This is a genomic window from Streptomyces sp. NPDC102402 (assembly GCF_044765765.1).
Taxonomy (GTDB): domain Bacteria; phylum Actinomycetota; class Actinomycetes; order Streptomycetales; family Streptomycetaceae; genus Streptomyces.
The window spans coordinates 138,770-164,671 of sequence record NZ_JBIWKR010000007.1 but is presented as its reverse complement, the minus strand read 5'-3'; the positions used below and the strand labels follow the sequence as shown (position 1 = coordinate 164,671).

The window sequence follows — 25,902 nt, the reverse complement described above, 5'->3', positions numbered from 1 at the left end:
TGCAGTTACAGGCGCGAGCATGAGGAGCACCGTTGAGCAGGTTGCGCTGGCTGACCGCCGGAGAGTCGCACGGCCCCGCACTGGTGGCGACGCTGGAGGGTCTTCCCGCCGGTATCCCCGTCACCACGGAGATGGTGGCGGACGCGCTCGCCAGGCGACGGCTCGGTTACGGGCGTGGCGCCCGGATGAAGTTCGAGCGGGACGAGGTCACCTTCCTCGGCGGCGTCCGGCACGGCCTGACCATGGGCTCGCCCGTCGCCGTCATGGTGGGCAACACCGAGTGGCCCAAGTGGGAGCAGGTCATGTCGGCCGACCCGGTCGACCCCGAGGTGCTCGCCGCGCAGGCCCGCAACGCCCCGCTGACCCGCCCCCGGCCCGGTCACGCCGACCTCGCCGGGATGCAGAAGTACGGCTTCGAAGAGGCCCGCCCGGTCCTGGAGCGCGCGAGCGCCCGTGAGACCGCGGCCCGCGTCGCCCTCGGCGCCGTCGCCCGCTCCTACCTCAAGGAGACCGCGGGCATCGAGATCGTCTCCCACGTCGTCGAACTGGCCGCGGCCAAGGCGCCCTACGGTGTCTACCCCAAGCCCTCCGACGTCGAGCGTCTCGACGCCGACCCCGTGCGCTGCCTGGACGCCGAGGCGTCGAAGGCGATGGTCGAGGAGATCGACCAGGCCCACAAGGACGGCGACACCCTCGGGGGAGTCGTCGAGGTGCTCGCCTACGGAGTCCCCGTGGGCCTCGGCTCGCACGTGCACTGGGACCGCAAGCTGGACGCACGGCTGGCCGGTGCCCTGATGGGCATCCAGGCCATCAAGGGCGTCGAGGTCGGCGACGGCTTCGACCTCGCGCGGGTCCCGGGGTCGAAGGCCCACGACGAGATCATCGCCACGGAGAACGGCATCAAGCGTGCCTCCGGCCGCGCCGGCGGCACCGAGGGCGGGCTGACCACCGGTGAGCTCCTGCGCGTCCGTGCCGCGATGAAGCCCATCGCCACCGTGCCGCGCGCGCTCGCCACCATCGACGTGGTGACCGGTGAGGCCGCCAAGGCGCACCACCAGCGGTCCGACGTCTGCGCCGTCCCGGCAGCCGGGATCGTCGCCGAGGCGATGGTGGCCCTGGTGCTGGCCGACGCGGTCGCGGAGAAGTTCGGCGGCGACAGCGTCGCCGAGACCCACCGCAACGTGCAGTCGTACCTCTCCCACCTCCAGATCCGGTGAGCGGCCCGCTGATCGTCCTGGTCGGCCCGATGGGGGTCGGCAAGTCCACGGTGGGGGAGCTGCTCGCCGAGCGGCTCGGCACCACCTACCGCGACACCGACGCGGACGTCGTCACCACCGCCGGCAAGTCGATCCCGGAGATCTTCTTCGACGAGGGCGAGGAGCACTTCCGGGCCCTGGAACGCGACGCCGTGCGGGAGGCCGTCGCCGGGCACCCCGGCGTGCTCGCGCTCGGCGGCGGTTCCGTCCTCGACGGGTCGACCCGCGCGCTGCTCGCCGGCCGCCGGGTCGTCTATCTCTCGATGGACGTGGACGAGGCCGTCAGGCGCGTCGGGCTGAACACCGCGCGCCCGCTGCTCGCCGTCAACCCGCGCAGGCAGTGGCGCGAGCTCATGGACGCCAGGCGCCATCTGTACGAGGAAGTGGCGGGCGCGACCGTCGCGACCGACGAACGCACCCCCGAAGAGGTCGCCCAGGCGGTCCTCGACGCATTGGAACTGCCGGAGCGCACGGGCGAACCCGTACCGGCCGGCCGGGACAGGACAGCCATGACCGAGCAGGGCAGCAGGACCATCCAGATCGCCGGCACGGCGGGCACCGACGCCTACGAGGTGCTCGTCGGACGCCAGCTCCTCGGCGAGCTGCCGAACCTCATCGGCGACCGGGCCAAGCGGGTCGCCGTCCTGCACCCCGAGGCGCTCGCCGAGACCGGCGAGGCCGTCCGCGAGGACCTCGCGGCCCAGGGTTACGAGGCCATCGCGATCCAGCTGCCGAACGCCGAGGAGGCCAAGACCGTCGAGGTCGCCGCCTACTGCTGGAAGGCGCTCGGCCAGACCGGCTTCACCCGGACCGACGTCATCGTCGGTGTCGGCGGTGGCGCCACCACCGACGTCGCGGGGTTCGTCGCCGCCTCCTGGCTGCGAGGAGTGCGCTGGATCGCCGTACCGACGACCGTGCTCGGGATGGTCGACGCAGCGGTCGGCGGCAAGACCGGCATCAACACCGCCGAGGGCAAGAACCTCGTGGGTGCCTTCCACCCGCCGGCCGGGGTTCTCTGCGACCTGGCGGCACTGGACTCGCTGCCGGTCAACGACTACGTCTCAGGCCTGGCCGAGATCATCAAGGCGGGTTTCATCGCCGACCCGGTCATCCTCGACCTCATCGAGGCCGACCCCCAGGGCGCCCGTACTCCCGCCGGACCGCACACAGCGGAGCTCATCGTGCGCTCCATCAGGGTCAAGGCCGAGGTCGTCTCCAGCGACCTCAAGGAGTCGGGCCTGCGGGAGATCCTCAACTACGGCCACACCCTGGCCCACGCCATCGAGAAGAACGAGCGCTACAAGTGGCGCCACGGCGCGGCCGTCTCGGTCGGCATGGTCTTCGCAGCGGAGCTCGGCCGGCTCGCGGGCCGCCTGGACGACGCCACCGCCGACCGGCACCGCGCCGTCCTGGAGTCCGTCGGGCTGCCGCTCACCTACCGGGGTGACCAGTGGCCGAAGCTCCTGGAGAACATGAAGGTCGACAAGAAGTCCCGCGGCGACCTGCTGCGCTTCATCGTCCTGGACGGCATCGCGAAGCCCACCGTGCTGGAGGGCCCCGACCCGGCCGTCCTGCTCGCCGCCTACGGGGAGGTCTCCGCGTGACGGCCCGCAGGGTCTTCGTGCTCAACGGCCCCAACCTCGGCCGTCTGGGCTCCCGCGAGCCCGATGTGTACGGGGCGACGTCCTACGCCGGTCTCGTCGACACCTGCCAGGCCGTCGGCAAGGAACTCGGCTTCGACGTCGAGGTCCGGGAGACCAACGACGAGGGCGAGTTGATCCGATGGCTCCACGAGGCGGCGGACGGCTCGATTCCGGTCGTCATCAACCCGGGTGCCTTCACGCACTACTCGTACGGAATGCGCGACGCCGCAGCCCAGCGCACCGCCCCGCTGATCGAGGTGCACATCTCGAATCCGTACGCGCGTGAGGAATTCCGCCACACCTCCGTGATCGCCCCGGTGGCCACCGGGACCGTGGCAGGATTCGGGATCGGCTCCTACCGGCTCGCCCTGCGCGCCCTGGCCGGCGAACTGACGGACTGACGGACTGACACCGGGCACTTCGTGCCTTCCCCGCCCGTTCACCCCACGGCGGCCGGGGAAGGTACGGTTGCCGTTCGACCAGCGCCAGTTGCCTGTACGAGACGGAGTGGCACCGGATGCAGCACGCAGTGGGGGCCCCGCTGCCTCCGCCCCAAGGACCCGGGAACGGGCCGTGGACGCACCAGGCACAGCACTCGGCCCACCCCGGCCAGGCGGCGGGGCCGCCGCCTCCCTCCGCGGCGCCTGGAGCACATCCTCAGGCGCCCCTGCCCCCGCATGCCCCGATGCCTCCCGCCCCGGAGACCACCGGGCACGTCCAGCTGCCCCCGGGCGGACCCGTCCCGCTGCCCGCGCCGCCCGCCGAGCCGGGCACCGGTGCGGCGACCCTGGCCGTGCTCCTGATCGGCCCCGCCGGAGCGGGCAAGACCACGGTCGCCAAGCTCTGGGCCGGCCGGCGCCGGGTCCCCACCGCGCACGTGTCCCTCGACGACGTCCGCGAATGGGTCTGCTCCGGCTTCGCCGACCCGCAGGCCGGATGGAACGACCACTCCGAGGCCCAGTACCGCCTTGCCAGGCGCACCTGCGGCTTCGCCGCCCGTAATTTCCTGGCCAACGGCATCTCGTGCATCCTCGACGACGCGGTCTTTCCCGACCGGCCGGTCGTCGGCCTGGGAGGCTGGAAGCGGCACGTCGGCCCAGGGCTGCTGCCGGTCGTCCTCCTGCCCGGCCTCGAGGTCGTCCTGGAGCGCAACGCGGCCCGCAGCGGCAACCGCAGGCTGTCGGACGAGGAAGTCGCCCGGATCCACGGCCGGATGGCCGGCTGGTACGGCTCGGGGCTGCCGATCATCGACAACTCCACCTACGACGTCGAGACCACCGCGAGGGTCCTCGACGACGTCCTGGCCCGCTCCATAGCCAGCCCGCCCGCCTGGTAGCGACCGTGCGGTATCCCGGTCGGGTGCGCTGACCGGGCGGGGCTCCGCCGGCGCTCGTAGGCTCGGAAACATGTCAGAGGTGTACGCCGTCCGACGCGGGCAACTGCGTGACCGGTACGCCGCCGCCGGATCCGCGGCCGCGCTGGTCTCCCGCCCCGCCAACGTCCGGTATCTCGCGGGCGCGGCCCCGCCCGGTGCCGTGCTGCTGCTCGGTCCCGTCGAGGACGTCCTGCTCTGCCCCCGCGCGCCGACGGGGGACCCCGCCCACGGGCGCCCCGACGAGCGGCTGCGGCTGACCGTCCTGCCGGAGAGCGACGGTGACCCGGTCGTCGCGGCCGCCGGACTCGCCGAAGGCCTGCAGGCCGGCTCCCTGGCGGTCGAGGAGCACGACCTGACGGTCGCCCGGCACCGCGCCATGGGCTCCGCCGCCCCCCGCCTGCGCCTCGGTGATCTCGGCGGCACGGTGGAGCAGCTGCGCCTGGTGAAGGACGAGGAGGAGATCGCCTGCCTGCGGATCGCGGCCGAGATCACCGACCAGGCGCTCGGTGAACTCCTCGAATCCATCCTGGTCGGGCGTACCGAACGCCACCTCGCCCTGGAGCTGGAGCGCAGGCTGGTGGACCACGGAGCCGACGGCCCGGCCTTCGCCACCTCCGTGGGGACGGGCCCCCATTCGGGCCTGGGCCGCCACCGGCCCACCGATCGCCGGGTCGAGGAAGGCGATTTCCTCTCCGTCTGCCTCGGCGCGAACTACCGGGGATACCGTTGCGAGATCGGCCGTACGTTCGTCATCGGGACCAGTCCCGCGGACTGGCAGATCGAGCTCTACGACCTTGTTTTCGCCGCTCAGCGGGCCGGACGTGAGGCTCTCCTCCCCGGCGTCGCCTGCCGCGACGTGGACCGCGCGGCCCGCCATCTCCTGGACTCCGCGGGCTACGCGGACGGCCTCCAGCCGAGCACCGGGCACGGGGTCGGACTGGAAATCGACGAGGACCCGCAGTTGGCACCGGCAGCCATGGGTAAACTGGACGCTTGTGTGCCGGTCACCGTCGAACCGGGGGTCCACCTCCCGGGCCGGGGCGGTGTCCGGATCGATGACACGCTCGTCGTGCGCCCCGAGGCGGACGGCGGACCCGAGCTACTCACCATTACGACCAAGGAGCTGCTCGCGCTCTAGCGCGCGTTCGTTGGTTGTCCACCAGCTTTCAGTCCAGGAGATTCCGCAACCGTGGCTTCCACGAACGACCTCAAGAACGGCCTGGTGCTCAAGCTCGACGGAGGCCAGCTCTGGTCCGTCGTCGAGTTCCAGCACGTCAAGCCCGGCAAGGGCCCCGCCTTCGTGCGCACCAAGCTCAAGAACGTGCTCTCCGGCAAGGTCGTCGACAAGACGTTCAACGCCGGCGTCAAGGTCGAGACGGCCACCATCGACCGCCGCGACATGCAGTTCTCGTACATGGACGGCGAGTACTTCGTCTTCATGGACATGGACACGTACGACCAGCTCATGGTCGACCGCAAGTCCGTCGGCGACGCCGCCAACTTCCTGATCGAGGGCTTCACCGCCTCGGTCGCGCAGCACGAGGGCGAGGTGCTCTACGTCGAGCTCCCCGCCGCGGTCGAGCTGACCATCAAGCACACCGACCCCGGTGTCCAGGGTGACCGCTCCACCGGCGGCACCAAGCCCGCCACGCTGGAGACCGACTACGAGATCGGTGTCCCGCTCTTCATCACCACCGGCGAGAAGATCAAGGTCGACACCCGTACGGGCGACTACCTCGGCCGGGTGAACAGCTAACCGTGGCTGCCCGGAACAAGGCCCGCAAGCGCGCCTTCCAGATCCTTTTCGAGGCCGACCAGCGCGGTGAGTCCGTGCAGACGGTCCTCGCGGACTGGGTGCGGCTCTCGCGGACCGACGACCGACAGCCGCCGGTCGGGGAATTCACGATGGAGCTGGTCGAGGGGTACGCGCAGTACGCCGACCGGATCGACGACCTCATCGTCACCTACGCCGTGGACTGGGAGATCGACCGCATGCCGGTCGTCGACCGGAGCATCCTGCGGCTCGGTGCGTACGAGCTGATCTGGATGGACTCGACCCCGGACGCCGTCGTGATCGACGAGGCGGTGCAGCTCGCCAAGGAGTTCTCCACGGACGACTCCCCGGCCTTCGTGAACGGCCTGCTGGCCCGTTTCAAGGACCTCAAGCCGAATCTCCGCCGGGAGCAGTAGCCTCCGGCGGTCTCGAGCCGAACGAAGGGCCCACGGTCGATGTGTGACCGTGGGCCCTTCGGCGTCCCCCGGGCGGGCCGGGACGACATGAGAACGCCGGGCCGGTGGGTCCTCAGGGACCCCGCCGACCCGGCGGTGCGTTCTTCGTCGGGGCCGTCAGCCCTCGTCGTGCGCGACCGCGCGACGCGCGTCCGCGTCCAGCACGCCCCAGCTGATCAGCTGCTCCGTGAGCACGGACGGCGACTGGTCGTAGATCACGGCCAGGGTCCGCAGGTCGTCCTGGCGGATGGAGAGCACCTTGCCGTTGTAGTCGCCGCGCTGGCTCTGGATCGTCGCCGCGTAACGCTGCAGCGGTCCGGCCTTCTCCGGCGGCACGTGGGCGAGGCGCTCCAGGTCGAGGACCAGCTTCGGCGGCGGCTCGGCGGCACCGCCGGGGGTCGTGCCCGGCAGGAGCTCCTGCACCGGGACGCCGTAGAAGTCGGCCAGCTCGGCAAGGCGCTGCACGGTCACGGCGCGGTCGCCGCGCTCGTAGGAACCGACCACGACGGCCTTCCAGCGACCCTGCGACTTCTCCTCCACGCCGTGGAGGGAGAGGCCCTGCTGGGTGCGGATGGCGCGGAGCTTGGCCCCGAGCTGCTTGGCGTATTCGCTGGACATAAGGCTCCCCGGACGCTGGAACATTGCGGCTGGGCCGCGTGGCTGGTAACTCACTGTGAGGTTACGCAGCGTTACTTGGCTGCGTCAAGCCGAAAGGTCCGGGATGCCACCTCCTGGGGGCGGGGCCAGGGCCTCGCACAAGCCCTGGTAACGTGGATGACGCAATTTCGACGTCCTTTAACGTCCGTCCAGTGAGGCGGAGAAGGAGGTCCGTTTCTTATGGACGCACAGCATGACCAGACCGGCAATGCGGCACGCCCCGTTCTCGAGGCTCCCGACATCGCCCGGGTACTGACCCGGATCGCCCACGAGATCGTCGAACGCGCCAAGGGCGCCGACGACGTGGTGCTTCTCGGCATCCCGACACGGGGGGTCTTCCTCGCCGGTCGGCTCGCCGGAAAACTCGAAGAGATCACCGGCCGGAAGACGCCGGTCGGGTCACTCGACATCACGATGTACCGCGACGACCTCCGGATGCGCCCCGCGCGTGCCCTGGGACGCACCGAGATCCCCGGTGAGGGCATCGAGGGCCGCCTCGTCGTGCTCGTCGACGACGTGCTCTTCTCCGGGCGCACGATCCGGGCAGCACTCGACGCGCTCGGCGACATCGGCCGGCCCCGTGCCGTGCAGCTCGCGGTCCTCGTCGACCGCGGCCACCGCGAACTCCCGATCCGCGCCGACTACGTCGGCAAGAACCTCCCCACGTCGCTGCGGGAGACGGTCAGGGTCCAGCTCGCCGAGGAGGACGGCCGCGACGCCGTGCTGCTCGGCGTCAAGCAGGCCGTCCCGGCAGGCGAGCAGTAGCGGAGCCCCGTCCCGTGCGTCCCACCGGCCGCACGGCCGCTTCGCCACGCCCACCCGCCTGATTCCTCCACCCTTCACGGAGAACTCAAGATGCTGCGCCCTCCCGGGGACAACCCCCGGACCCCCCGTCACCTCATCTCGGCCGCAGACCTCACCCGCGACGACGCCGTCCTGATCCTCGACACCGCCGAGGAGATGGCCCGGGTCGCGGACCGGCCGATCAAGAAACTTCCCACGCTGCGTGGACGAACGGTCGTCAACCTGTTCTTCGAGGACTCGACCCGCACGAGGATCTCGTTCGAGGCCGCCGCCAAGCGCCTCTCCGCCGACGTCATCAACTTCTCCGCGAAGGGTTCGTCCGTCTCCAAGGGCGAGTCGCTCAAGGACACCGCCCTGACCCTGGAGGCCATGGGCGCCGACGCCGTCGTCATCCGCCACGGCGCCTCCGGGGCCCCCTACCGCCTCGCCACCTCGGGCTGGATCGACAGCGCGGTCGTCAACGCCGGTGACGGCACCCACGAGCACCCCACCCAGGCGTTGCTGGACGCGTTCACGATGCGCCGCAGGCTGGTCGGGCACGACGCGGGCATCGGCCGGGACCTCGAAGGCCGGCGGATCACGATCGTCGGTGACATCCTGCACAGCCGCGTCGCCCGGTCCAACGTCCACCTGCTCCACACCCTCGGTGCGCACGTCACCCTGGTGGCCCCGCCCACCCTCGTGCCGGTCGGCGTCGAGCAGTGGCCCTGCGACGTCAGCTACCGCCTCGACGACGTGCTGCCGAAGTCCGACGCGGTCATGATGCTCCGTGTGCAGCGCGAACGGATGAACGCCGCCTACTTCCCGACCGAGCGTGAGTACTCCCGCCGCTACGGCCTCGACGGCGAACGCATGGCGAAGATGCCGGAGCACGCCATCGTGATGCACCCCGGCCCGATGGTCCGCGGCATGGAGATCACGGCCGAGGTCGCCGACTCCGACCGCTGCACCGCCGTCGAGCAGGTCGCGAACGGCGTCTCCACCCGCATGGCCGTCCTGTACCTGCTGCTCGGCGGCTCCGAGACCGCCCTGCCCTCCGCCTCCGCCCGTACCGAGGAGAACAAGTAACCATGAGCAAGATCCTGATCCGCGGTGCGAAGGTCCTCGGCGGCGAGCCGCAGGACGTCCTCATCGACGGCGAGACCGTCGTCGAGGTCGGCACCGGCATCGAAGCGGCTGACGCCACCGTCGTCGAGGCGGCCGGCCAGATCCTGCTGCCCGGCCTCGTCGACCTGCACACCCATCTGCGCGAGCCCGGACGCGAGGACTCCGAGACGGTCCTCACGGGCACCAAGGCGGCGGCGGTCGGCGGCTTCACCGCCGTCCACGCCATGGCCAACACCTTCCCCGTCGCCGACACCGCCGGTGTCGTCGAGCAGGTCTGGCGGCTCGGCAAGGAGTCCGGCTACTGCGACGTGCAGCCCGTCGGCGCCGTCACCGTCGGCCTGGAGGGCAAGCAGCTCGCCGAGCTGGGAGCCATGCACGACTCCGCCGCCGGAGTGAAGGTCTTCTCCGACGACGGCAAGTGCGTCGACGACGCCGTGATCATGCGCCGCGCGCTGGAGTACGTGAAGGCCTTCGACGGAGTCGTGGCGCAGCACGCGCAGGAGCCCCGCCTCACCGAGGGGGCCCAGATGAACGAGGGCATCGTCTCCGCCGAACTCGGTCTCGGCGGCTGGCCCGCCGTCGCCGAGGAGTCGATCATCGCCCGCGACGTCCTCCTCGCCGCCCACGTCGGCTCCCGGGTGCACATCTGCCACCTGTCGACCGCCGGCTCCGTGGAGATCGTCCGCTGGGCCAAGTCCAAGGGCTGGAACGTCACCGCCGAGGTCACGCCGCACCACCTGCTGCTCACCGACGAACTCGTACGGACCTACAACCCCGTCTACAAGGTGAACCCGCCGCTGCGCACCGAGGCCGACGTCATGGCCCTGCGCGAGGCCCTCGCCGACGGCACCATCGACTGCGTGGCTACCGACCACGCCCCGCACCCCCACGAGGACAAGGACTGCGAGTGGGCCGCCGCCGCCATGGGCATGGTGGGCCTGGAGACCGCGCTCTCCGTGGTCCAGCAGACGATGGTGGACACCGGGCTGCTCGACTGGGCGGGTGTCGCCGACCGCATGTCGACGCGCCCCGCCGCCATCGGCAGGCTCGAAGGACACGGCCGGCCCGTCTCGGCGGGTGAGCCCGCCAACCTCACCCTGGTCGATCCGGCATACCGTGGAGCTGTGGACCCCGCGGGCTTCGCCTCCCGCAGCCGCAACACTCCGTACGAGGGTCGCGAGCTGCCCGGCCGAGTTACCCACACCTTCCTGCGGGGCCGTGCCACGGTCGTCGACGGGAAGCTCGCGTGACAACACTCAACCCCCTCCTCCAGCTGGCCGCCGACCAGAAGTCGGCCGAGGTGACGGACTGGTCGGCCCGCATCAGCTGGGTCCTCGGACTGGCCCTGTTCATCGCGTTCGTCTACTGGCTGATGCGCCAGGGATGGAAGTGGCGCGGCAGGCTGCAGTCCGGCCTCCCCGAGCTCGCGAGCACCCCCGAGGGGTTCGCGGACGGCGAGAGGATCCTCACCCTCACCGGGCGGTACCACGCCTCGACGACCGCCGGGCAGTGGCTCGACCGGATCGTCGCGCACGGCCTCGGGACCCGCAGCCGGGTCGAGCTGACCCTGACCTCGCAGGGCCTGGACGTCGTACGCCCCGGGGCGGCCGACTTCTTCGTACCGGCCGCCGCCCTGCGTGAGGCCAGGCTCGACAAGGCGCTCGCCGGCAAGGTCCTGCCCGAAGGCGGCCTGCTCGTCATCACCTGGGTGCACGGCGACACGATGATCGACTCGGGCTTCCGCTCCGACCACGCGGCCGAGCACCAGGCGTGGGTCGACGCCGTCACCCACCTCACCGGCGCGGCCGGCGAGAACCTCACCAGCACCACCACCAGCACGACGGAAGGCACCGCACGATGACGATCTCCACCCGGGGAGCCGGAAAAGCTCCCGCCGTACTCGTACTGGAGGACGGCCGCTCCTTCCGCGGCCGCGCCTACGGGGCCGTGGGGGAGACCTTCGGAGAGGCGGTGTTCTCGACCGGCATGACCGGCTACCAGGAGACGCTGACCGACCCCTCGTACCACCGCCAGGTCGTCGTCATGACCGCCCCGCACGTCGGCAACACCGGTGTGAACGACGAGGACCCCGAGTCGAAGCGGATCTGGGTCTCCGGCTACGTCGTGCGCGACCCCGCCCGGGTCCCCTCCAACTGGCGCTCCCGCCGCTCGCTGGACGAGGAGCTCGCGAGCCAGGGCGTCGTCGGCATCAGCGGCATCGACACCCGCGCCCTCACCCGCCACCTGCGTGAGCGCGGCGCGATGCGCGTCGGCATCTTCTCCGGCAACGCCGTCCAGGACGAGGGCGTGCTGCTCGCCAAGGTGCGCCAGGCCCCCGAGATGAGCGGAGCCGACCTCGCGGCCGAGGTCGCCACCAAGGAGGCGTACGTCGTCCCCGCGGTCGGCACCAAGAAGTTCACGGTCGCGGCGATCGACCTCGGCATCAAGGGCATGACCCCGCACCGCATGGCCGAGCGCGGCATCGAGGTGCACGTCCTGCCGGCCACCGCGACCCTCGACGAGGTGTACGCGGTGAAGCCCGACGGAGTCTTCTTCTCCAACGGCCCCGGCGACCCGTCCACCGCCGACCACCCGGTCTCCGTCATGCGCGGTGTCCTGGAGCGCAAGACCCCGCTCTTCGGCATCTGCTTCGGCAACCAGATCCTGGGCCGCTCGCTCGGCTTCGGCACCTACAAGCTGAAGTACGGCCACCGCGGCATCAACCAGCCCGTGCAGGACCGCACGACCGGCAAGGTCGAGGTCACCGCGCACAACCACGGATTCGCCGTGGACGCTCCGCTCGACAAGGTCTCCGACACGGAGTTCGGCCGGGCCGAGGTCTCCCACGTATGCCTGAACGACCAGGTCGTCGAGGGGCTGCAGCTGCTCGACCAGCCGGCCTTCAGCGTCCAGTACCACCCCGAAGCAGCCGCGGGCCCGCACGACGCCGCGTACCTCTTCGACCGTTTCGTCACCCTGATGGAGGGCCAGCGTGCCTAAGCGCTCCGATATCCAGTCCGTCCTGGTCATCGGCTCCGGTCCGATCGTCATCGGCCAGGCCGCCGAGTTCGACTACTCCGGCACCCAGGCCTGCCGCGTGCTCAAGGCCGAGGGCCTGCGCGTCATCCTGGTCAACTCCAACCCGGCGACGATCATGACCGACCCGGAGATCGCCGACGCCACGTACGTCGAGCCGATCACCCCCGAGTTCGTCGAGAAGATCATCGCCAAGGAGCGCCCCGACGCGCTGCTCCCGACCCTGGGCGGCCAGACCGCGCTCAACACCGCGATCTCCATGCACGACAACGGTGTGCTGGAGAAGTACGGCGTCGAGCTCATCGGCGCCAACGTCGAGGCCATCAACAAGGGCGAGGACCGCGACCTCTTCAAGGGGGTCGTCGAGGCCGTCAAGGCGAAGATCGGCTACGGCGAGTCCGCCCGCTCCGTCATCTGCCACACCATGGACGACGTCATCGCCGGTGTGGACACCCTCGGCGGCTACCCCGTCGTCGTCCGCCCCTCCTTCACCATGGGCGGCGCCGGCTCCGGCTTCGCCCACGACGAGGACGAGCTGCGCCGCATCGCGGGACAGGGCCTCACGCTCTCGCCGACCACCGAGGTGCTCCTGGAGGAGTCCATCCTCGGCTGGAAGGAGTACGAGCTGGAGCTGATGCGCGACAGGAACGACAACGTCGTGGTCGTCTGCTCCATCGAGAACTTCGACCCGATGGGCGTCCACACCGGTGACTCGATCACCGTCGCCCCGTCGATGACGCTCACCGACCGCGAGTACCAGCGGCTCCGCGACATCGGCATCGCGATCATCCGCGAGGTCGGCGTCGACACCGGCGGCTGCAACATCCAGTTCGCGATCGACCCCGCCGACGGCCGGATCATCGTGATCGAGATGAACCCGCGCGTCTCCCGCTCCTCGGCGCTCGCCTCCAAGGCCACCGGCTTCCCGATCGCCAAGATCGCCGCCAAGCTGGCCGTCGGCTACACGCTCGACGAGATCCCCAACGACATCACCGAGAAGACCCCGGCCTCCTTCGAGCCGACCCTCGACTACGTCGTGGTCAAGGCCCCGCGCTTCGCCTTCGAGAAGTTCCCGTCGGCCGACTCCACCCTCACCACCACCATGAAGTCGGTGGGCGAGGCCATGGCCATCGGCCGCAACTTCACCGAGGCCCTGCAGAAGGCCCTGCGCTCCCTGGAGAAGAAGGGCTCGCAGTTCGCCTTCACCGGCGACCCGGGCGACAAGGCGGAGCTCCTCGCCGAGGCGGTGCGCCCCACGGACGGCCGTATCAACACCGTCATGCAGGCGATCCGCGCCGGCGCCACCCAGGAAGAGGTCTTCGACGCCACGAGGATCGACCCGTGGTTCGTCGACCAGCTCTTCCTGATCAAGGAGATCGCCGACGAGCTGGCCTCCGCCGAGCGCCTCGACACCGAGCTGCTCGCCGAGGCCAAGCGGCACGGCTTCTCCGACGCACAGGTCGCCGACATCCGTGGCCTGCGCGAGGACGTCGTACGCGAGGTCCGGCACGCGCTCGGCATCCGCCCGGTCTACAAGACGGTCGACACCTGTGCCGCCGAGTTCGCCGCGAAGACGCCGTACTTCTACTCCTCCTACGACGAGGAGAGCGAGGTCGCGCCCCGCACCAAGCCCGCGGTGATCATCCTCGGCTCCGGCCCGAACCGCATCGGCCAGGGCATCGAGTTCGACTACTCCTGCGTCCACGCCTCCTTCGCCCTGAGCGACGCGGGCTACGAGACCGTGATGGTCAACTGCAACCCGGAGACCGTCTCCACGGACTACGACACCTCCGACCGGCTGTACTTCGAGCCGCTCACCCTCGAGGACGTCCTGGAGATCGTGCACGCCGAGTCGCTGGCCGGCCCGATCGCCGGCGTCATCGTGCAGCTCGGCGGCCAGACCCCGCTGGGCCTGGCGCAGGCGCTCAAGGACAACGGCGTCCCCGTCGTCGGCACCTCCCCGGAGGCGATCCACGCCGCCGAGGACCGCGGAGCCTTCGGCCGCGTCCTCGCCGAGGCGGGGCTGCCCGCTCCGAAGCACGGCACCGCCACCACCTTCGGCGAGGCCAAGGCCATCGCCGACGAGATCGGCTACCCCGTCCTCGTCCGCCCGTCGTACGTGCTCGGCGGCCGCGGCATGGAGATCGTCTACGACGAGACGCGCCTCGCCTCGTACATCTCCGAGTCCACCGAGATCAGCCCCACCCGGCCGGTCCTGGTCGACCGCTTCCTCGACGACGCCATCGAGATCGACGTCGACGCGCTCTACGACGGCACCGAGCTCTACCTCGGCGGCGTGATGGAGCACATCGAGGAGGCCGGTATCCACTCCGGCGACTCCGCCTGCGCGCTGCCCCCGATCACCCTCGGCGGCTACGACATCAAGCGGCTGAGGGCCTCCACCGAGGGCATCGCCAAGGGTGTCGGCGTACGCGGACTGATCAACATCCAGTTCGCGCTCTCCGGCGACATCCTCTACGTCCTCGAAGCCAACCCGCGCGCCTCGCGGACCGTCCCCTTCACCTCGAAGGCGACCGCGGTGCCGCTCGCGAAGGCCGCCGCCCGCATCTCGCTGGGCGCGACCGTCGCGGAGCTGCGCGAGGAGGGGCTGCTGCCGAAGCAGGGCGACGGCGGCACCCTGCCGCTCGACGCGCCGATCTCCGTCAAGGAGGCCGTCATGCCGTGGTCGCGCTTCCGCGACATCCAGGGCCGCGGCGTCGACACGGTCCTCGGCCCGGAGATGCGCTCCACCGGCGAGGTCATGGGCATCGACTCCGTCTTCGGCACCGCGTACGCCAAGTCGCAGGCCGGCGCCTACGGACCGCTGCCCACCAAGGGCCGCGCCTTCATCTCGGTCGCCAACCGCGACAAGCGCACGATGATCTTCCCGGCCCGCGAGCTGGTAGCCCACGGCTTCGAGCTGATGGCCACCTCCGGCACCGCCGAGGTCCTCAAGCGCAACGGGATCAACGCCACGGTCGTGCGCAAGCTGTCCGAGGGCGAGGGTCCGAACGGTGAGAAGACCATCGTCCAGCTGATCCACGACGGCGAGGTCGACCTCATCGTCAACACCCCGTACGGAACGGGCGGCCGGCTCGACGGCTACGAGATCCGCACCGCGGCCGTCGCACGGTCCGTGCCGTGCCTCACCACGGTCCAGGCGCTCGCCGCCGCCGTCCAGGGCATCGACGCGCTCAACCACGGCGGGGTCGGCGTACGTTCCCTCCAGGAACACGCCGAGCATCTGACCGCGGCACGCGACTAGAAGCCAGCACAGGGGGACACCGGAAACGGTGTCCCCCTCTTCATGAGGACACCGTGATGTACAAACTCTTCTTCCAGCTGGTCTTCAAGCGGATGGACCCCGAGCAGGCCCACCACATGGCCTTCCGCTGGATCCGCCTCGCCGCCCGGGTCCCCGTGCTGCGCACCTTCGTCGCCGCCGTGCTCGCCCCCCGGTACGAGGAACTGCGCACCGAGGCCCTCGGCCTGCGGATGCACGGTCCCTTCGGCCTCGCCGCCGGCTTCGACAAGAACGCCGTCGCCGTCGACGGCATGTCGATGCTCGGCTTCGACCACGTCGAGATCGGCACCGTCACCGGCGAGCCGCAGCCCGGCAACCCCAGGAAGCGGATGTTCCGCCTCGTCCCGGACCGGGCGCTGATCAACCGCATGGGCTTCAACAACGAGGGCTCCGCGGCCGTGGCCGAGCGCCTCGCCGCCCGCACCCCGGTCTTCCGTACGACCCTCGGCGTCAACATCGGCAAGACCAAGGTGGTCCCCGAGGCAGAAGCCGTCGGCGACTACGTGAAGTCCACCGAGCGGCTCGCCGCCCACGCCGACTACCTCGTGGTGAACGTCTCCTCACCCAACACGCCCGGCCTGCGCGACCTCCAGGCCACCGAGGCGCTCCGCCCGCTGCTCACCGCGGTGCGCGAGGCCGCCGACCGCACCGTCACCGACCGGCGCGTCCCGCTGCTCGTCAAGATCGCCCCGGACCTCGCGGACGAGGACGTCGACGCGGTGGCCGACCTCGCCGTCGAGCTCGGTCTGGACGGCATCATCGCCACCAACACCACCATCGCCCGCGACGGGCTCGGCCTGACGTCCGACGCGTCCCTGGTCCAGGAGACCGGCGGGCTCTCCGGCGCGCCCCTCAAGGAGCGCTCCCTGGCGGTCCTGGGCCGCCTGTACGCCCGTGTGGGCACCCGGATCACCCTGGTGGGCGTCGGGGGCATCGAGAACGCCGAGGACGCCTGGCAGCGCATCCTGGCGGGCGCCACGCTCGTCCAGGGCTACAGCGCCTTCGTCTACGAGGGTCCGTTCTACGCCAGGGCGATCCACAAGGGCCTGGCCGCGCGCCTCGCCGCATCCCCGTACGCCACCCTCGCCGAAGCCGTCGGCGCCGAGACTCGGAAGGCCACGCAGTGACCCCTGAACCCTTCGGCGCGCGCCTGCGCCTCGCCATGGACACCCGCGGGCCGCTCTGCGTCGGCATCGACCCGCACGCCTCCCTGCTCACCTCCTGGGGCCTGAACGACGACGTCGCCGGCCTCGAGCGCTTCACCCGCACGGTCGTCGAGGCCCTGGCCGACCGGGTCGCCGTGCTCAAGCCGCAGTCCGCGTTCTTCGAGCGCTTCGGCTCGCGCGGCGTCGCCGTCCTGGAGAAGGCCGTCGAGGAGGCCCGCGCGGCGGGGGCCCTCGTGCTCATGGACGCCAAGCGCGGGGACATCGGCTCCACGATGGGCGCCTACGCGGCCACCTACCTCGACAAGGACTCGCCGCTCTTCTCCGACGCGGTCACCGTCTCGCCGTACCTCGGCTTCGGCTCGCTGCGGCCGGCGCTCGACGCCGCCGCGGTCTCCGGCGCGGGTGTCTTCGTGCTCGCGCTCACCTCCAACCCGGAGGGCGCCGAGGTCCAGCGCGCCACCGCCGCGGACGGGCGCTCGCTGGCCCAGCTGATGCTCGACCACATGGCCGCCGAGAACGCGGGCGCGACACCGCTCGGCTCCGTCGGCGCGGTGGTCGGTGCGACGCTCGGGGACACGGGAGCCGATCTGTCGATCAACGGTCCGCTGCTCGCTCCCGGGATCGGTGCCCAGGGCGCCACTCCGGCGGATCTGCCCCGCGTCTTCGGCGCCGCGGCGGGCAACGTCGTACCGAGCGTGAGCCGGGGCGTGCTGCGCCACGGACCGGACGCGTCAGGGCTGCGCGAAGCCGCCGGACGGTTCGCGGAGGAGATCCGTGCGGCCGTCTCGGAAGCTTGACCATGCCACGTAACTGCCTGTTGGCGGAATCCTGACCAAAATTCCGGGTTGTTATGGCCGGAATGTCCGGCTCAGTTGAGGCTGACCAGGACTTTTCCGCTGTTCTCGCTGACTCAGGCGGCCTTGGCCGCTAGTCTCCGTCGAGAGCCAACGAGTACACGTTGTTCGTTGGCTCACCAGGTGCGGAGCCATCAGGTTCCTCGCCGGTCCGTATCCGACAGATCGACATCCGAGGTGACGTAGGCGTGGCTCTTCCGCCCCTTACCCCTGAACAGCGCGCAGCCGCGCTCGAAAAGGCCGCCGCGGCTCGCCGGGAGCGGGCCGAGGTCAAGAATCGACTCAAGCACTCCGGCGCCTCGCTCCATGAGGTCATCAAGCAGGGCCAGGAGAACGACGTCATCGGCAAGATGAAGGTCTCCGCTCTTCTCGAGTCCCTGCCGGGCGTGGGCAAGGTCCGCGCCAAGCAGATCATGGAGCGTCTCGGCATCTCCGAGAGCCGCCGGGTCCGGGGTCTCGGCTCCAACCAGATCGCATCCCTGGAGCGTGAGTTCGGCGGCAGCGCCGCCTGACGTTCTCAGGCACTCCTGAGAGCGGGGATAATCGCCCCATGGCTGCAACATCCCGGGGGACGTCCCCCGTACCCCCGGACGTACGTCCGCGGCTGACCGTGCTCTCCGGCCCCTCCGGGGTCGGCAAGAGCACGGTCGTCGCTCATATGCGCACAGTGCACCCCGAGGTGTGGCTCTCGGTGTCGGCGACGACCCGCAAGCCGCGCCCCGGCGAACGCAACGGTGTCCACTACTTCTTCGTCGAGGACGAGGAGTTCGACAAGCTGGTCGCCAACGGCGAGCTGCTGGAGTGGGCCGAGTTCGCCGGCAACCGGTACGGCACGCCCCGCCGTGCGGTGCTCGACCGCCTGGAGGCGGGCGAGCCGGTGCTGCTGGAGATCGATCTGCAGGGTGCCCGGCTGGTCCGCCAGTCGATGCCCGAGGCGCAGCTGGTCTTCCTCGCGCCGCCCAGCTGGGACGAGCTGGTGCGCCGGCTCACCGGCCGGGGGACGGAGGCACCCGCCGTGATCGAGCGCCGGCTCGCGGCGGCGAAGGTCGAGCTGGCCGCGGAGGCCGAGTTCGATACGACGCTCGTCAACACCTCTGTCGAGGACGTGGCGCGCGAGCTGCTAACGTTGATGCTGCAGGCTTCCGGCCTCCACGGTACCGACGGCTGACCTCAGCGGTCGCCCCGCCGGTCCGCGGACGCAGAGCATCACCACTGCGGAACCAGCATGATCAAAGATCTCTTTGATCTCTATCCCCTTCGGAAGGCAGAGAGTGTCCTCTTCCATCACCACGCCCGAGGGCATCATCAACCCGCCGATTGATGAGCTCCTCGAGGCCACCGACTCGAAGTACAGCCTCGTGATCTACGCCGCCAAGCGCGCGCGCCAGATCAACGCGTACTACTCGCAGCTCGGTGAAGGCCTCCTCGAGTACGTCGGTCCGCTCGTCGACACCCACGTGCACGAGAAGCCGCTCTCGATCGCGCTCCGCGAGATCAACGCGGGCCTGCTGACCTCCGAGGCCATCGAGGGCCCCGCGCAGTAAGCAGGCGTCACGCAGGAAACGCACCTTCACCACAGGCCCGGCGGTCGGTACCCGCCGGGCCTGTGGTGTGTCCGGTGCCGGACCCGCCGGTGGGAGCGCGGTGCGGTGAGGCAGCATGGAGGGCGTACGTCACGAGGCCGCACGCGAGTGCGCGGAGACACGAGTGCGGGGAGACGCAGTGGAGAAGCCGAAGGTCGTCCTGGGGGTCAGCGGAGGCATCGCCGCGTACAAGGCGTGCGAACTGCTGCGCAGGCTGACCGAGTCCGGCCACGACGTGCGGGTCGTCCCGACCGACGCGTCGCTGAACTTCGTCGGGGCGGCCACCTGGTCGGCCCTCTCCGGGAACCCCGTGTCGACCGAGGTCTGGGACGGCGTGCACGAGGTGCCGCACGTACGGATCGGCCAGGCGGCCGACCTGGTCGTGGTCGCCCCCGCCACCGCCGACCTGCTCGCCAAGGCGGCCCACGGCCTCGCCGACGACCTCCTCACCAACACCCTGCTCACGGCGCGCTGTCCGGTCGTCTTCGCCCCCGCGATGCACACCGAGATGTGGGAGCACCCCGCCACCCAGGAGAACGTGGCCACGCTGCGCCGCCGCGGCGCCGTCGTCATCGAGCCCGCCGTCGGCAGGCTCACCGGGGTGGACACCGGCAAGGGCCGGCTGCCCGACCCGGGGGAGATCTTCGAGGTCTGCCGCCGTGTCCTGGCGCGTGGTCCCGTCGTCCCGGACCTCGCCGGCCGTCACGTGGTGATCAGCGCGGGCGGCACCCGTGAGCCGCTCGACCCGGTGCGCTACCTGGGCAACAGGTCCTCGGGCAAGCAGGGCTACGCCCTCGCGCGCACCGCCGTCGCCCGCGGGGCCCGGGTGACGCTGATCGAGGCCAACACGGGGCTCCCCGATCCGGCGGGAGCCGACGTCCTGCGGGCCGGCACCGCCGTGCAGCTCCGTGAGGCGGTGCTGAAGGCCGCGGCCGACGCCGACGTGGTCGTGATGGCCGCGGCGGTCGCCGACTTCCGTCCGGCCGCCTACGCCACAGGGAAGATCAAGAAGAAGGACGGCCAGGAGCCGGCCTCCGTCGCGCTCGTCCGCAACCCCGACATCCTCGCCGAGGTCGCTGCGGACCGGGCCCGGCCGGGACAGATCGTCGTCGGATTCGCCGCGGAGACCGACGACGTCCTGGCCAACGGCCGCGAGAAGCTCCGCCGCAAGGGCTGCGATCTGCTCGTGGTGAACGAGGTGGGGGAGCGCAAGACCTTCGGGTCCGAGGAGAACGAGGCGGTCGTGCTCGGGGCCGACGGCGGCGAGACCACTGTGCCGTACGGGCCCAAGGAGGCGCTCGCCGACACGGTGTGGGACCTGGTCGGGGCGCGTTTCCGTTAGATTGCGTAAGCGCCGTTCCGTCGGGAAGGAACCCACGGCAATCGGCTCTGTCGCGCACCCGGAAGGAGGGATTGTCGTACTGCAGTCAACAGTGCCGCAGGTCACAGACCTCCCAAGGGGCGAGACGCGTGACCCAAACACCGGAAGCGACCGATAAACTGGTCGACGGAATGTGCCGGGCGCAGCTCCCGGAGTTCCATCAATGATCAGCCAGCAGCCGCTGCAACCCCAGGGAGCGATGTGTCCCGCCGTCTCTTCACCTCGGAGTCCGTTACCGAGGGCCACCCCGACAAGATCGCTGACCAGATCAGCGACACGATTCTCGACGCGCTCCTGCGTGAGGACCCCTCCTCGCGCGTCGCCGTCGAGACCTTGATCACCACCGGTCTGGTGCATGTCGCGGGTGAGGTCACGACCAAGGCCTACGCCGACATCCCCAACCTCGTGCGCAACAAGGTGCTGGAGATCGGCTACGACTCCTCCAAGAAGGGCTTCGACGGAGCCTCCTGCGGCGTCTCGGTGTCCATCGGGGCGCAGTCCCCGGACATCGCCCAGGGCGTCGACACGGCCTACGAGAAGCGCGTCGAGGGCGACGAGGACGAGCTCGACAAGCAGGGCGCCGGCGACCAGGGGCTGATGTTCGGCTACGCCTGCGACGAGACGCCCGAGCTGATGCCGCTGCCGATCCACCTGGCGCACCGGCTCTCGCGCCGGCTCTCCGAGGTCCGCAAGAACGGGACCATCCCGTACCTGCGCCCCGACGGCAAGACCCAGGTCACCATCGAGTACGACGGTGACAAGGCGGTCCGCCTCGACACGGTCGTCGTCTCCTCGCAGCACGCGAGCGACATCGACCTCGACTCGCTGCTCGCACCCGACATCCGCGAGTTCGTCGTCGAGCACGTGCTGAACCAGCTCATCGAGGACGGCATCAAGCTGGACACCGAGGGCTACCGCCTGCTGGTGAACCCGACGGGCCGTTTCGAGATCGGCGGCCCGATGGGCGACGCCGGCCTGACCGGCCGCAAGATCATCATCGACACCTACGGCGGCATGGCCCGCCACGGTGGCGGCGCCTTCTCCGGCAAGGACCCGTCCAAGGTCGACCGCTCCGCCGCCTACGCCATGCGCTGGGTCGCCAAGAACGTCGTGGCGGCCGGGCTCGCCACCCGTTGCGAGGTCCAGGTCGCCTACGCGATCGGCAAGGCCGAGCCCGTCGGCCTGTTCGTCGAGACCTTCGGCACCGCCGCGGTCGACACGGAGAAGATCGAGCACGCCATCGGTGAGGTCTTCGACCTCCGCCCGGCCGCGATCATCCGCGACCTCGACCTGCTCCGTCCGATCTACGCCCAGACCGCGGCGTACGGCCACTTCGGCCGTGAGCTCCCCGACTTCACCTGGGAGCGCACCGACCGCGTGGACGCCCTGCGCCAGGCGGCGGGGCTCTAGCACCGCCTGCCGTCCTTCACGCCGGGGCCCGGACGCCGTAGAGGTGTCCGGGCCCCGGCGTGTCCGGCTGCTCCGGGCGGCCCGGGGGTGTCAGTGGTGTCTGGTAGGAATGTGGCTGTGAGCAGCGACGACGAGGGGCCCGACGAGCCCGGTTCCGGGGCGCCGGAGCAGCTTGCGCTCATCCGGGAGACGGTGCGCCGGGCCAAGGTGCCGCGCGCCAAGCCGCGGACCTGGCGGGGCGCCGCGCTCGCCGGGGAGCTGCCGGTCGCCCGTGTCCTGGTGAACAAGGGCGCGCTCCACCTCGACCAGTACTTCGACTACGCCGTACCCGAGGAACTGGACGCGGACGCACAGCCGGGTGTCCGGGTCCGGGTCCGCTTCGGGGCCGGAGGGCGCCAGGTCCGCGGCGGGCGGCGCGAGGGCGGCGGGCTGATCGACGGCTTCCTGATCGAGCGCCGCGCGACCTCGGACTACCAGGGAGCCCTCGCGGCCCTCGCCTATGTCGTCTCACCCGAGCCGGTCCTCGGGCCGGAGCTTCTGGAGCTCTCGCGAGCCGTCGCCGACCGCTACGCCGGCAGCCTCGCGGACGTGCTCCAGCTCGCCGTGCCCCCCAGGAACGGCCGCGCGGAGGGCAGACCGTCGCCCGACCCGCTTCCGCCTCCCCCCGTCCCGTCACCCGGCACCTGGGAGCGCTATGCGCAGGGGCCCGGTTTCCTGCGGGCGCTGGCCGAGGGCGGGGCGCCCCGGGCCGTGTGGACGGCGCTGCCCGGACCTCACTGGCCCGAGGAGATCGCCCGTGCCATGGCCGCGACCCTCGCCTCGGGCCGGGGCGCACTCGTCGTCGTGCCGGACGGCCGGAGCGCGGGGCGTGTCGACGCCGCGCTCACCGCTGTCCTGGGGGAGGGGCGCCACGCCCTGCTGACCGCCGACTCCGGACCGGAGAAGCGGTACCGGCAGTGGCTGGCCGTCCGGCGGGGCTCCGTGCGCGCGGTGGTCGGGACCAGGGCCGCGATGTTCGCCCCGGTCGCCGATCTGGGCCTGGTGGCCCTCTGGGACGACGGGGATTCCAGCCACAGTGACGACAACGCCCCCTTCCCGCACGTCAGGGAGGTCCTCGAGCTGCGGGCGGCACACGGCCGCTGCGCGTTCCTGCTGGGCGGGATGAACTGCACGGTCGAGGCCGCCCAGCTCGTCGAGAGCGGCTGGGCGCTGCCCCTGCGTGCGGACCGGGAGCAGCTGCGGATCGCCGCCCCCCTCGTGCGTACGGTCGGCGACGGGGAGCTCGCGCGCGACGGTGCGGCACGCTCGGCGCGACTGCCCAGCCTGGCCTGGCAGACCGTACGGGACGGGCTGCGCACCGGCCCGGTGCTCGTCCAGGTGCCGCGCCGGGGGTACGCTCCCCGGCTGGCCTGCGAGCGCTGCCGGGAACCCGCGCGGTGCCGGCACTGCGCGGGGCCGTTGCAGGCCCCGGACCAGCGGGACCTCGACTGCGCCTGGTGCGGGCGGGCGGAGACGGCCTGGAACTGCACGGCCTGCGGCGGCGTGCGGCTGCGGGCGCAGATCGTCGGTGCCCGCAGGACCGCGGAGGAGCTGGGGCGGGCGTTTCCCGCGGTGCCCGTGCGGACGTCCGGACGGGACCATGTGCTGGATTCCGTGCCGGACCAGCCCGCCCTCGTCGTGAGCACGCCGGGGGCGGAGCCGGTGGCCGAGGGGGGCTACGCGGCCGCGCTGCTGCTGGACGGCTGGGCGATGGTCGGCCGGCCCGACCTGCGGGCGGGCGAGGAGGCGCTGCGGCGCTGGACGGCGGCGGCCGCGCTGGTGCGGGGGCAGCCGGAGGGCGGCACGGTCGTGATCGTGGCCGAGCCGACCCTGCGGCCCGTGCAGGCGCTGGTGCGCTGGGATCCGGTCGGTCACGCCCGCCGCGAGCTCGCGGAACGCGCGGAGCTCGGCTTCCCGCCGGTGTCCCGGATGGCCTCGGTGACGGGCCCGCCGGAGGCGGTGGCCGCGTATCTCGCCGGTGCGGAGCTGCCCCCGGAGGCGGAGGTGCTCGGCCCGGTGCCGGTACCGGGTGCCGCTTCCGGCAGACCCCGCAGGCAGGGCGACGCCCCACCCGGAGAGACCTGGGAGCGGGCGCTGGTCAGGGTCCCACCGGGGAGGGGAGCGGCACTGGCGACCGCCCTGAAGACGGCTCAGGCGGCCCGGACGGCCCGGGGGACCGGGGATCCCGTACGGATCAGGATCGACCCGCCGGACATCGGCTGACACGGCCGGGAGCGGGCACGGCACCGGCACGCGAACCCGGTGTGCGGCGGCCGAGCGTCCTCGACCGCCGTCCCGGCCAGGGGCCGGCTCTCCTCGCCCGTCGTCCCGGCCGTCCCCGCCGCCGCTTCGTCAGCCGTTGCGCGGGCCGGGGAAGGCACCCGGCCGGTCCGAGGGCTGCGGGGGCATGGAGCGGGCCGAGGGCACCACGGGGGAGGAGCCGGGCCCCGCGGGCACCGCGCGGTTCACGGTCTCCGGAGCGGCCTCCGCCGCCCCCGGCTGCGGTGTGGCTCGGCGCGCCCCGTACCGCCGGTGCACCGCCTGCTTGGTGACCCCGAGGGCGGAACCCACCGCGTCCCACGAGAAGCCCAGCGAGCGGTCGAAGTCCACCGCCGCGGTGACCAGCGTCTCGACACTGTCCCGCAGTTCCTGGGCCAGCCGTACCGTCGGGGCCGGCGCCCTGCCGTAGACGACGAAGCCCGCGGACGGGCCGGAGCGGCGGGGGCGGTAGACGTTGCCCAGCTGCGCGGTGAGCGTACGCAGAGCGTCCACCTGCCGCCGGACCCGCTCGATGTCCCGCACCAACAGGTGCAGACTGGCACGCGCTTGGGCGTCGTGGGTTGCGTGGTCGGCCATGAACAAGCCTCTCGAACCGGCGTTGAAAGGGATCGGACCGCGCGGCGGCGGTCCACTTCGGTCAATCTCACTTGACCAACGCGTCACCCGGCCCTGTGGTCACGCATCAGGGGCGTATGTGCATATGCGCGGGGCGCACAGCCATGCGTACGCCCCCTGGCCGCGGGGTCCGGGCGGGCCGGGGCGGGCCGCCCGGCACCCCCTAGACTGGTGTGCTGCTCGCCACGTACGTTCCGGCCCGAGAGGCAGTCCGCCACCCATGAAGCTCGTCTTCGCAGGCACCCCCGAGGTCGCCGTTCCCGCTCTGGACGCCCTGATCGCCTCCGACCGCCACGAGGTGGCGGCCGTGGTGACCCGCCCCGACGCACCGGCCGGGCGGGGACGCCGGCTGGTGGCCAGCCCCGTGGCCGAGCGCGCCGAGGAGGCGGGCATCGAGGTCCTCAAGCCCGGCAGGCCGCGGGACGAGGACTTCCTGGCGCGGCTGCGGGAGATCGCGCCCGACTGCTGCCCGGTGGTCGCCTACGGCGCGCTGCTGCCCAGGACCGCGCTGGACGTGCCGGCCAGGGGCTGGGTCAACCTGCACTTCTCGCTGCTGCCCGCCTGGCGCGGGGCCGCACCCGTGCAGCACGCGGTGATGGCCGGCGACGAGGTCACCGGCGCGTCGACCTTCCTGATCGAGGAGGGCCTGGACTCGGGACCGGTGTACGGCGTCCTGACCGAGGAGGTCCGGCCCACCGACACCAGTGGTGACCTGCTCACCCGGCTCGCCTTCGCGGGCGCGGGACTGCTCGCGGCGACCATGGACGGCATCGAGGACGGCACCCTGCACGCCGTGCCCCAGCCGGCCGAGGGCGTCACCCTCGCCCCCAAGATCACCGTCGAGGACGCCCAGGTGCGGTGGTCCGCGCCCGCGCTCCGGGTCGACCGCGTGGTGCGCGGCTGCACGCCCGCCCCGGGGGCCTGGACCCTCTTCCGAGGGGAACGCCTCAAGCTGGTCCAGGCCGTGCCCGTCCTGGACCGCACCGATCTGGCCCCGGGCGAGCTGTCCGCCGGAAAGAACAACGTGTACGTCGGCACCGGCTCGCACGCCGTGGAGCTCCTCTGGGTCCAGCCCCAGGGCAAGAAGCCCATGAGGGCCGCCGACTGGGCCCGCGGCGTGCGCATCGCCCATGGGGAGCTGCTGGGCCTCTGAGGGCCCGGAG

General features: G+C 71.5%; 24 protein-coding genes. 22 read left to right on the top strand and 2 right to left on the bottom strand.

Annotated elements, in window-relative coordinates; all coding sequences use genetic code 11:
* Nucleotides 1–32 precede the first annotated feature (32 nt).
* From aroC to nusB, 7 genes are all read left to right on the top strand, one after another.
* A complete protein-coding gene (gene aroC, locus ACIRJR_RS21685) occupies nt 33–1,217 on the top strand; it encodes a chorismate synthase (RefSeq protein WP_403783224.1) in 1,185 nt (394 codons plus the stop codon).
* Nucleotides 1,214–2,860: a 3-dehydroquinate synthase gene (gene aroB / locus ACIRJR_RS21680; protein WP_403783221.1), complete on the top strand. Its 1,647-nt coding sequence runs from the start codon at nt 1,214–1,216 to the stop codon at nt 2,858–2,860. The genes aroC and aroB overlap by 4 nt, the downstream gene beginning before the upstream one ends.
* Nucleotides 2,857–3,300: a type II 3-dehydroquinate dehydratase gene (aroQ, locus tag ACIRJR_RS21675; protein ID WP_403783218.1), complete on the top strand. Its 444-nt coding sequence runs from the start codon at nt 2,857–2,859 to the stop codon at nt 3,298–3,300. Before aroB ends, aroQ begins: the two co-directional genes overlap by 4 nt.
* Before the next feature lie 116 nt (nt 3,301–3,416).
* Nucleotides 3,417–4,235, top strand: a complete 819-nt coding sequence (locus ACIRJR_RS21670; protein ID WP_403783215.1) for a Pro-rich N-terminal domain-containing protein — start codon at nt 3,417–3,419, stop codon at nt 4,233–4,235.
* A gap of 70 nt (nt 4,236–4,305) precedes the next feature.
* Nucleotides 4,306–5,412, top strand: a complete 1,107-nt coding sequence (locus tag ACIRJR_RS21665; protein ID WP_403783212.1) for a M24 family metallopeptidase — start codon at nt 4,306–4,308, stop codon at nt 5,410–5,412.
* A 51-nt stretch (nt 5,413–5,463) separates the two neighbouring features.
* Entirely contained in the window at nt 5,464–6,030 is a 567-nt protein-coding gene (gene efp / locus ACIRJR_RS21660; protein ID WP_383116240.1) for an elongation factor P, read from the top strand.
* Between the two features lie 2 nt (nt 6,031–6,032).
* Complete coding sequence (gene nusB / locus ACIRJR_RS21655; protein ID WP_031097763.1) at nt 6,033–6,464, top strand: transcription antitermination factor NusB; 432 nt, start codon at nt 6,033–6,035, stop codon at nt 6,462–6,464.
* A 156-nt stretch (nt 6,465–6,620) separates the two neighbouring features.
* On the opposite strand, the gene bldD is transcribed toward nusB, so the two are convergent.
* The gene (bldD, locus tag ACIRJR_RS21650; protein WP_014157378.1) at nt 6,621–7,121 is read right to left on the bottom strand and encodes a transcriptional regulator BldD; all 501 of its coding nucleotides are present in this window, start codon (nt 7,119–7,121) and stop codon (nt 6,621–6,623) included.
* Between the two features lie 219 nt (nt 7,122–7,340).
* On the opposite strand from bldD, the gene pyrR reads away from it, so the two are divergent.
* The 14 genes from pyrR to ACIRJR_RS21580 all read left to right on the top strand — a co-directional run bounded on the left by pyrR (nt 7,341) and on the right by ACIRJR_RS21580 (nt 24,067).
* The gene (gene pyrR, locus ACIRJR_RS21645; RefSeq protein ID WP_403783207.1) at nt 7,341–7,925 is read left to right on the top strand and encodes a bifunctional pyr operon transcriptional regulator/uracil phosphoribosyltransferase PyrR; all 585 of its coding nucleotides are present in this window, start codon (nt 7,341–7,343) and stop codon (nt 7,923–7,925) included.
* Nucleotides 7,926–8,015: 90 nt separating this feature from the next.
* On the top strand, nt 8,016–9,032 hold the full coding sequence (locus tag ACIRJR_RS21640) for an aspartate carbamoyltransferase catalytic subunit (protein ID WP_403783204.1): 1,017 nt from the start codon (nt 8,016–8,018) through the stop codon (nt 9,030–9,032).
* 2 nt (nt 9,033–9,034) lie between these two features.
* Nucleotides 9,035–10,321: a dihydroorotase gene (locus ACIRJR_RS21635; RefSeq protein ID WP_403783201.1), complete on the top strand. Its 1,287-nt coding sequence runs from the start codon at nt 9,035–9,037 to the stop codon at nt 10,319–10,321.
* Entirely contained in the window at nt 10,318–10,932 is a 615-nt protein-coding gene (locus tag ACIRJR_RS21630) for a hypothetical protein (RefSeq protein WP_403783198.1), read from the top strand. The genes ACIRJR_RS21635 and ACIRJR_RS21630 overlap by 4 nt, the downstream gene beginning before the upstream one ends.
* On the top strand, nt 10,929–12,071 hold the full coding sequence (gene carA / locus ACIRJR_RS21625) for a glutamine-hydrolyzing carbamoyl-phosphate synthase small subunit (RefSeq protein WP_403783195.1): 1,143 nt from the start codon (nt 10,929–10,931) through the stop codon (nt 12,069–12,071). The genes ACIRJR_RS21630 and carA overlap by 4 nt, the downstream gene beginning before the upstream one ends.
* The gene (gene carB / locus ACIRJR_RS21620; RefSeq protein WP_403783191.1) at nt 12,064–15,372 is read left to right on the top strand and encodes a carbamoyl-phosphate synthase large subunit; all 3,309 of its coding nucleotides are present in this window, start codon (nt 12,064–12,066) and stop codon (nt 15,370–15,372) included. The genes carA and carB overlap by 8 nt, the downstream gene beginning before the upstream one ends.
* 56 nt (nt 15,373–15,428) lie before the next feature.
* A complete protein-coding gene (locus ACIRJR_RS21615; RefSeq protein ID WP_403783188.1) occupies nt 15,429–16,538 on the top strand; it encodes a quinone-dependent dihydroorotate dehydrogenase in 1,110 nt (369 codons plus the stop codon).
* Nucleotides 16,535–17,374, top strand: a complete 840-nt coding sequence (gene pyrF, locus ACIRJR_RS21610) for an orotidine-5'-phosphate decarboxylase (protein ID WP_403783185.1) — start codon at nt 16,535–16,537, stop codon at nt 17,372–17,374. The genes ACIRJR_RS21615 and pyrF overlap by 4 nt, the downstream gene beginning before the upstream one ends.
* Nucleotides 17,375–17,619: 245 nt before the next feature.
* Nucleotides 17,620–17,943, top strand: a complete 324-nt coding sequence (locus tag ACIRJR_RS21605; protein WP_014157387.1) for an integration host factor — start codon at nt 17,620–17,622, stop codon at nt 17,941–17,943.
* 38 nt (nt 17,944–17,981) lie between these two features.
* Nucleotides 17,982–18,599, top strand: coding sequence for a guanylate kinase (gene gmk / locus ACIRJR_RS21600; RefSeq protein WP_403783182.1), 618 nt, complete (start codon nt 17,982–17,984; stop codon nt 18,597–18,599).
* A 103-nt stretch (nt 18,600–18,702) separates the two neighbouring features.
* On the top strand, nt 18,703–18,975 hold the full coding sequence (gene rpoZ, locus ACIRJR_RS21595; protein WP_003970369.1) for a DNA-directed RNA polymerase subunit omega: 273 nt from the start codon (nt 18,703–18,705) through the stop codon (nt 18,973–18,975).
* Between the two features lie 178 nt (nt 18,976–19,153).
* On the top strand, nt 19,154–20,356 hold the full coding sequence (gene coaBC / locus ACIRJR_RS21590; RefSeq protein ID WP_403783179.1) for a bifunctional phosphopantothenoylcysteine decarboxylase/phosphopantothenate--cysteine ligase CoaBC: 1,203 nt from the start codon (nt 19,154–19,156) through the stop codon (nt 20,354–20,356).
* Between the two features lie 240 nt (nt 20,357–20,596).
* Nucleotides 20,597–21,805 (top strand): methionine adenosyltransferase, encoded by a 1,209-nt coding sequence (gene metK / locus ACIRJR_RS21585; RefSeq protein WP_403783176.1) that lies wholly within the window; start codon nt 20,597–20,599, stop codon nt 21,803–21,805.
* Nucleotides 21,806–21,922: 117 nt separating this feature from the next.
* On the top strand, nt 21,923–24,067 hold the full coding sequence (locus ACIRJR_RS21580; RefSeq protein ID WP_403783173.1) for a primosomal protein N': 2,145 nt from the start codon (nt 21,923–21,925) through the stop codon (nt 24,065–24,067).
* Between the two features lie 129 nt (nt 24,068–24,196).
* On the opposite strand, the gene ACIRJR_RS21575 is transcribed toward ACIRJR_RS21580, so the two are convergent.
* Nucleotides 24,197–24,700, bottom strand: coding sequence for a hypothetical protein (locus ACIRJR_RS21575; RefSeq protein ID WP_403783170.1), 504 nt, complete (start codon nt 24,698–24,700; stop codon nt 24,197–24,199).
* 259 nt (nt 24,701–24,959) lie between these two features.
* On the opposite strand from ACIRJR_RS21575, the gene fmt reads away from it, so the two are divergent.
* Nucleotides 24,960–25,892: a methionyl-tRNA formyltransferase gene (gene fmt / locus ACIRJR_RS21570; protein WP_403783167.1), complete on the top strand. Its 933-nt coding sequence runs from the start codon at nt 24,960–24,962 to the stop codon at nt 25,890–25,892.
* Nucleotides 25,893–25,902 lie beyond the last annotated feature (10 nt).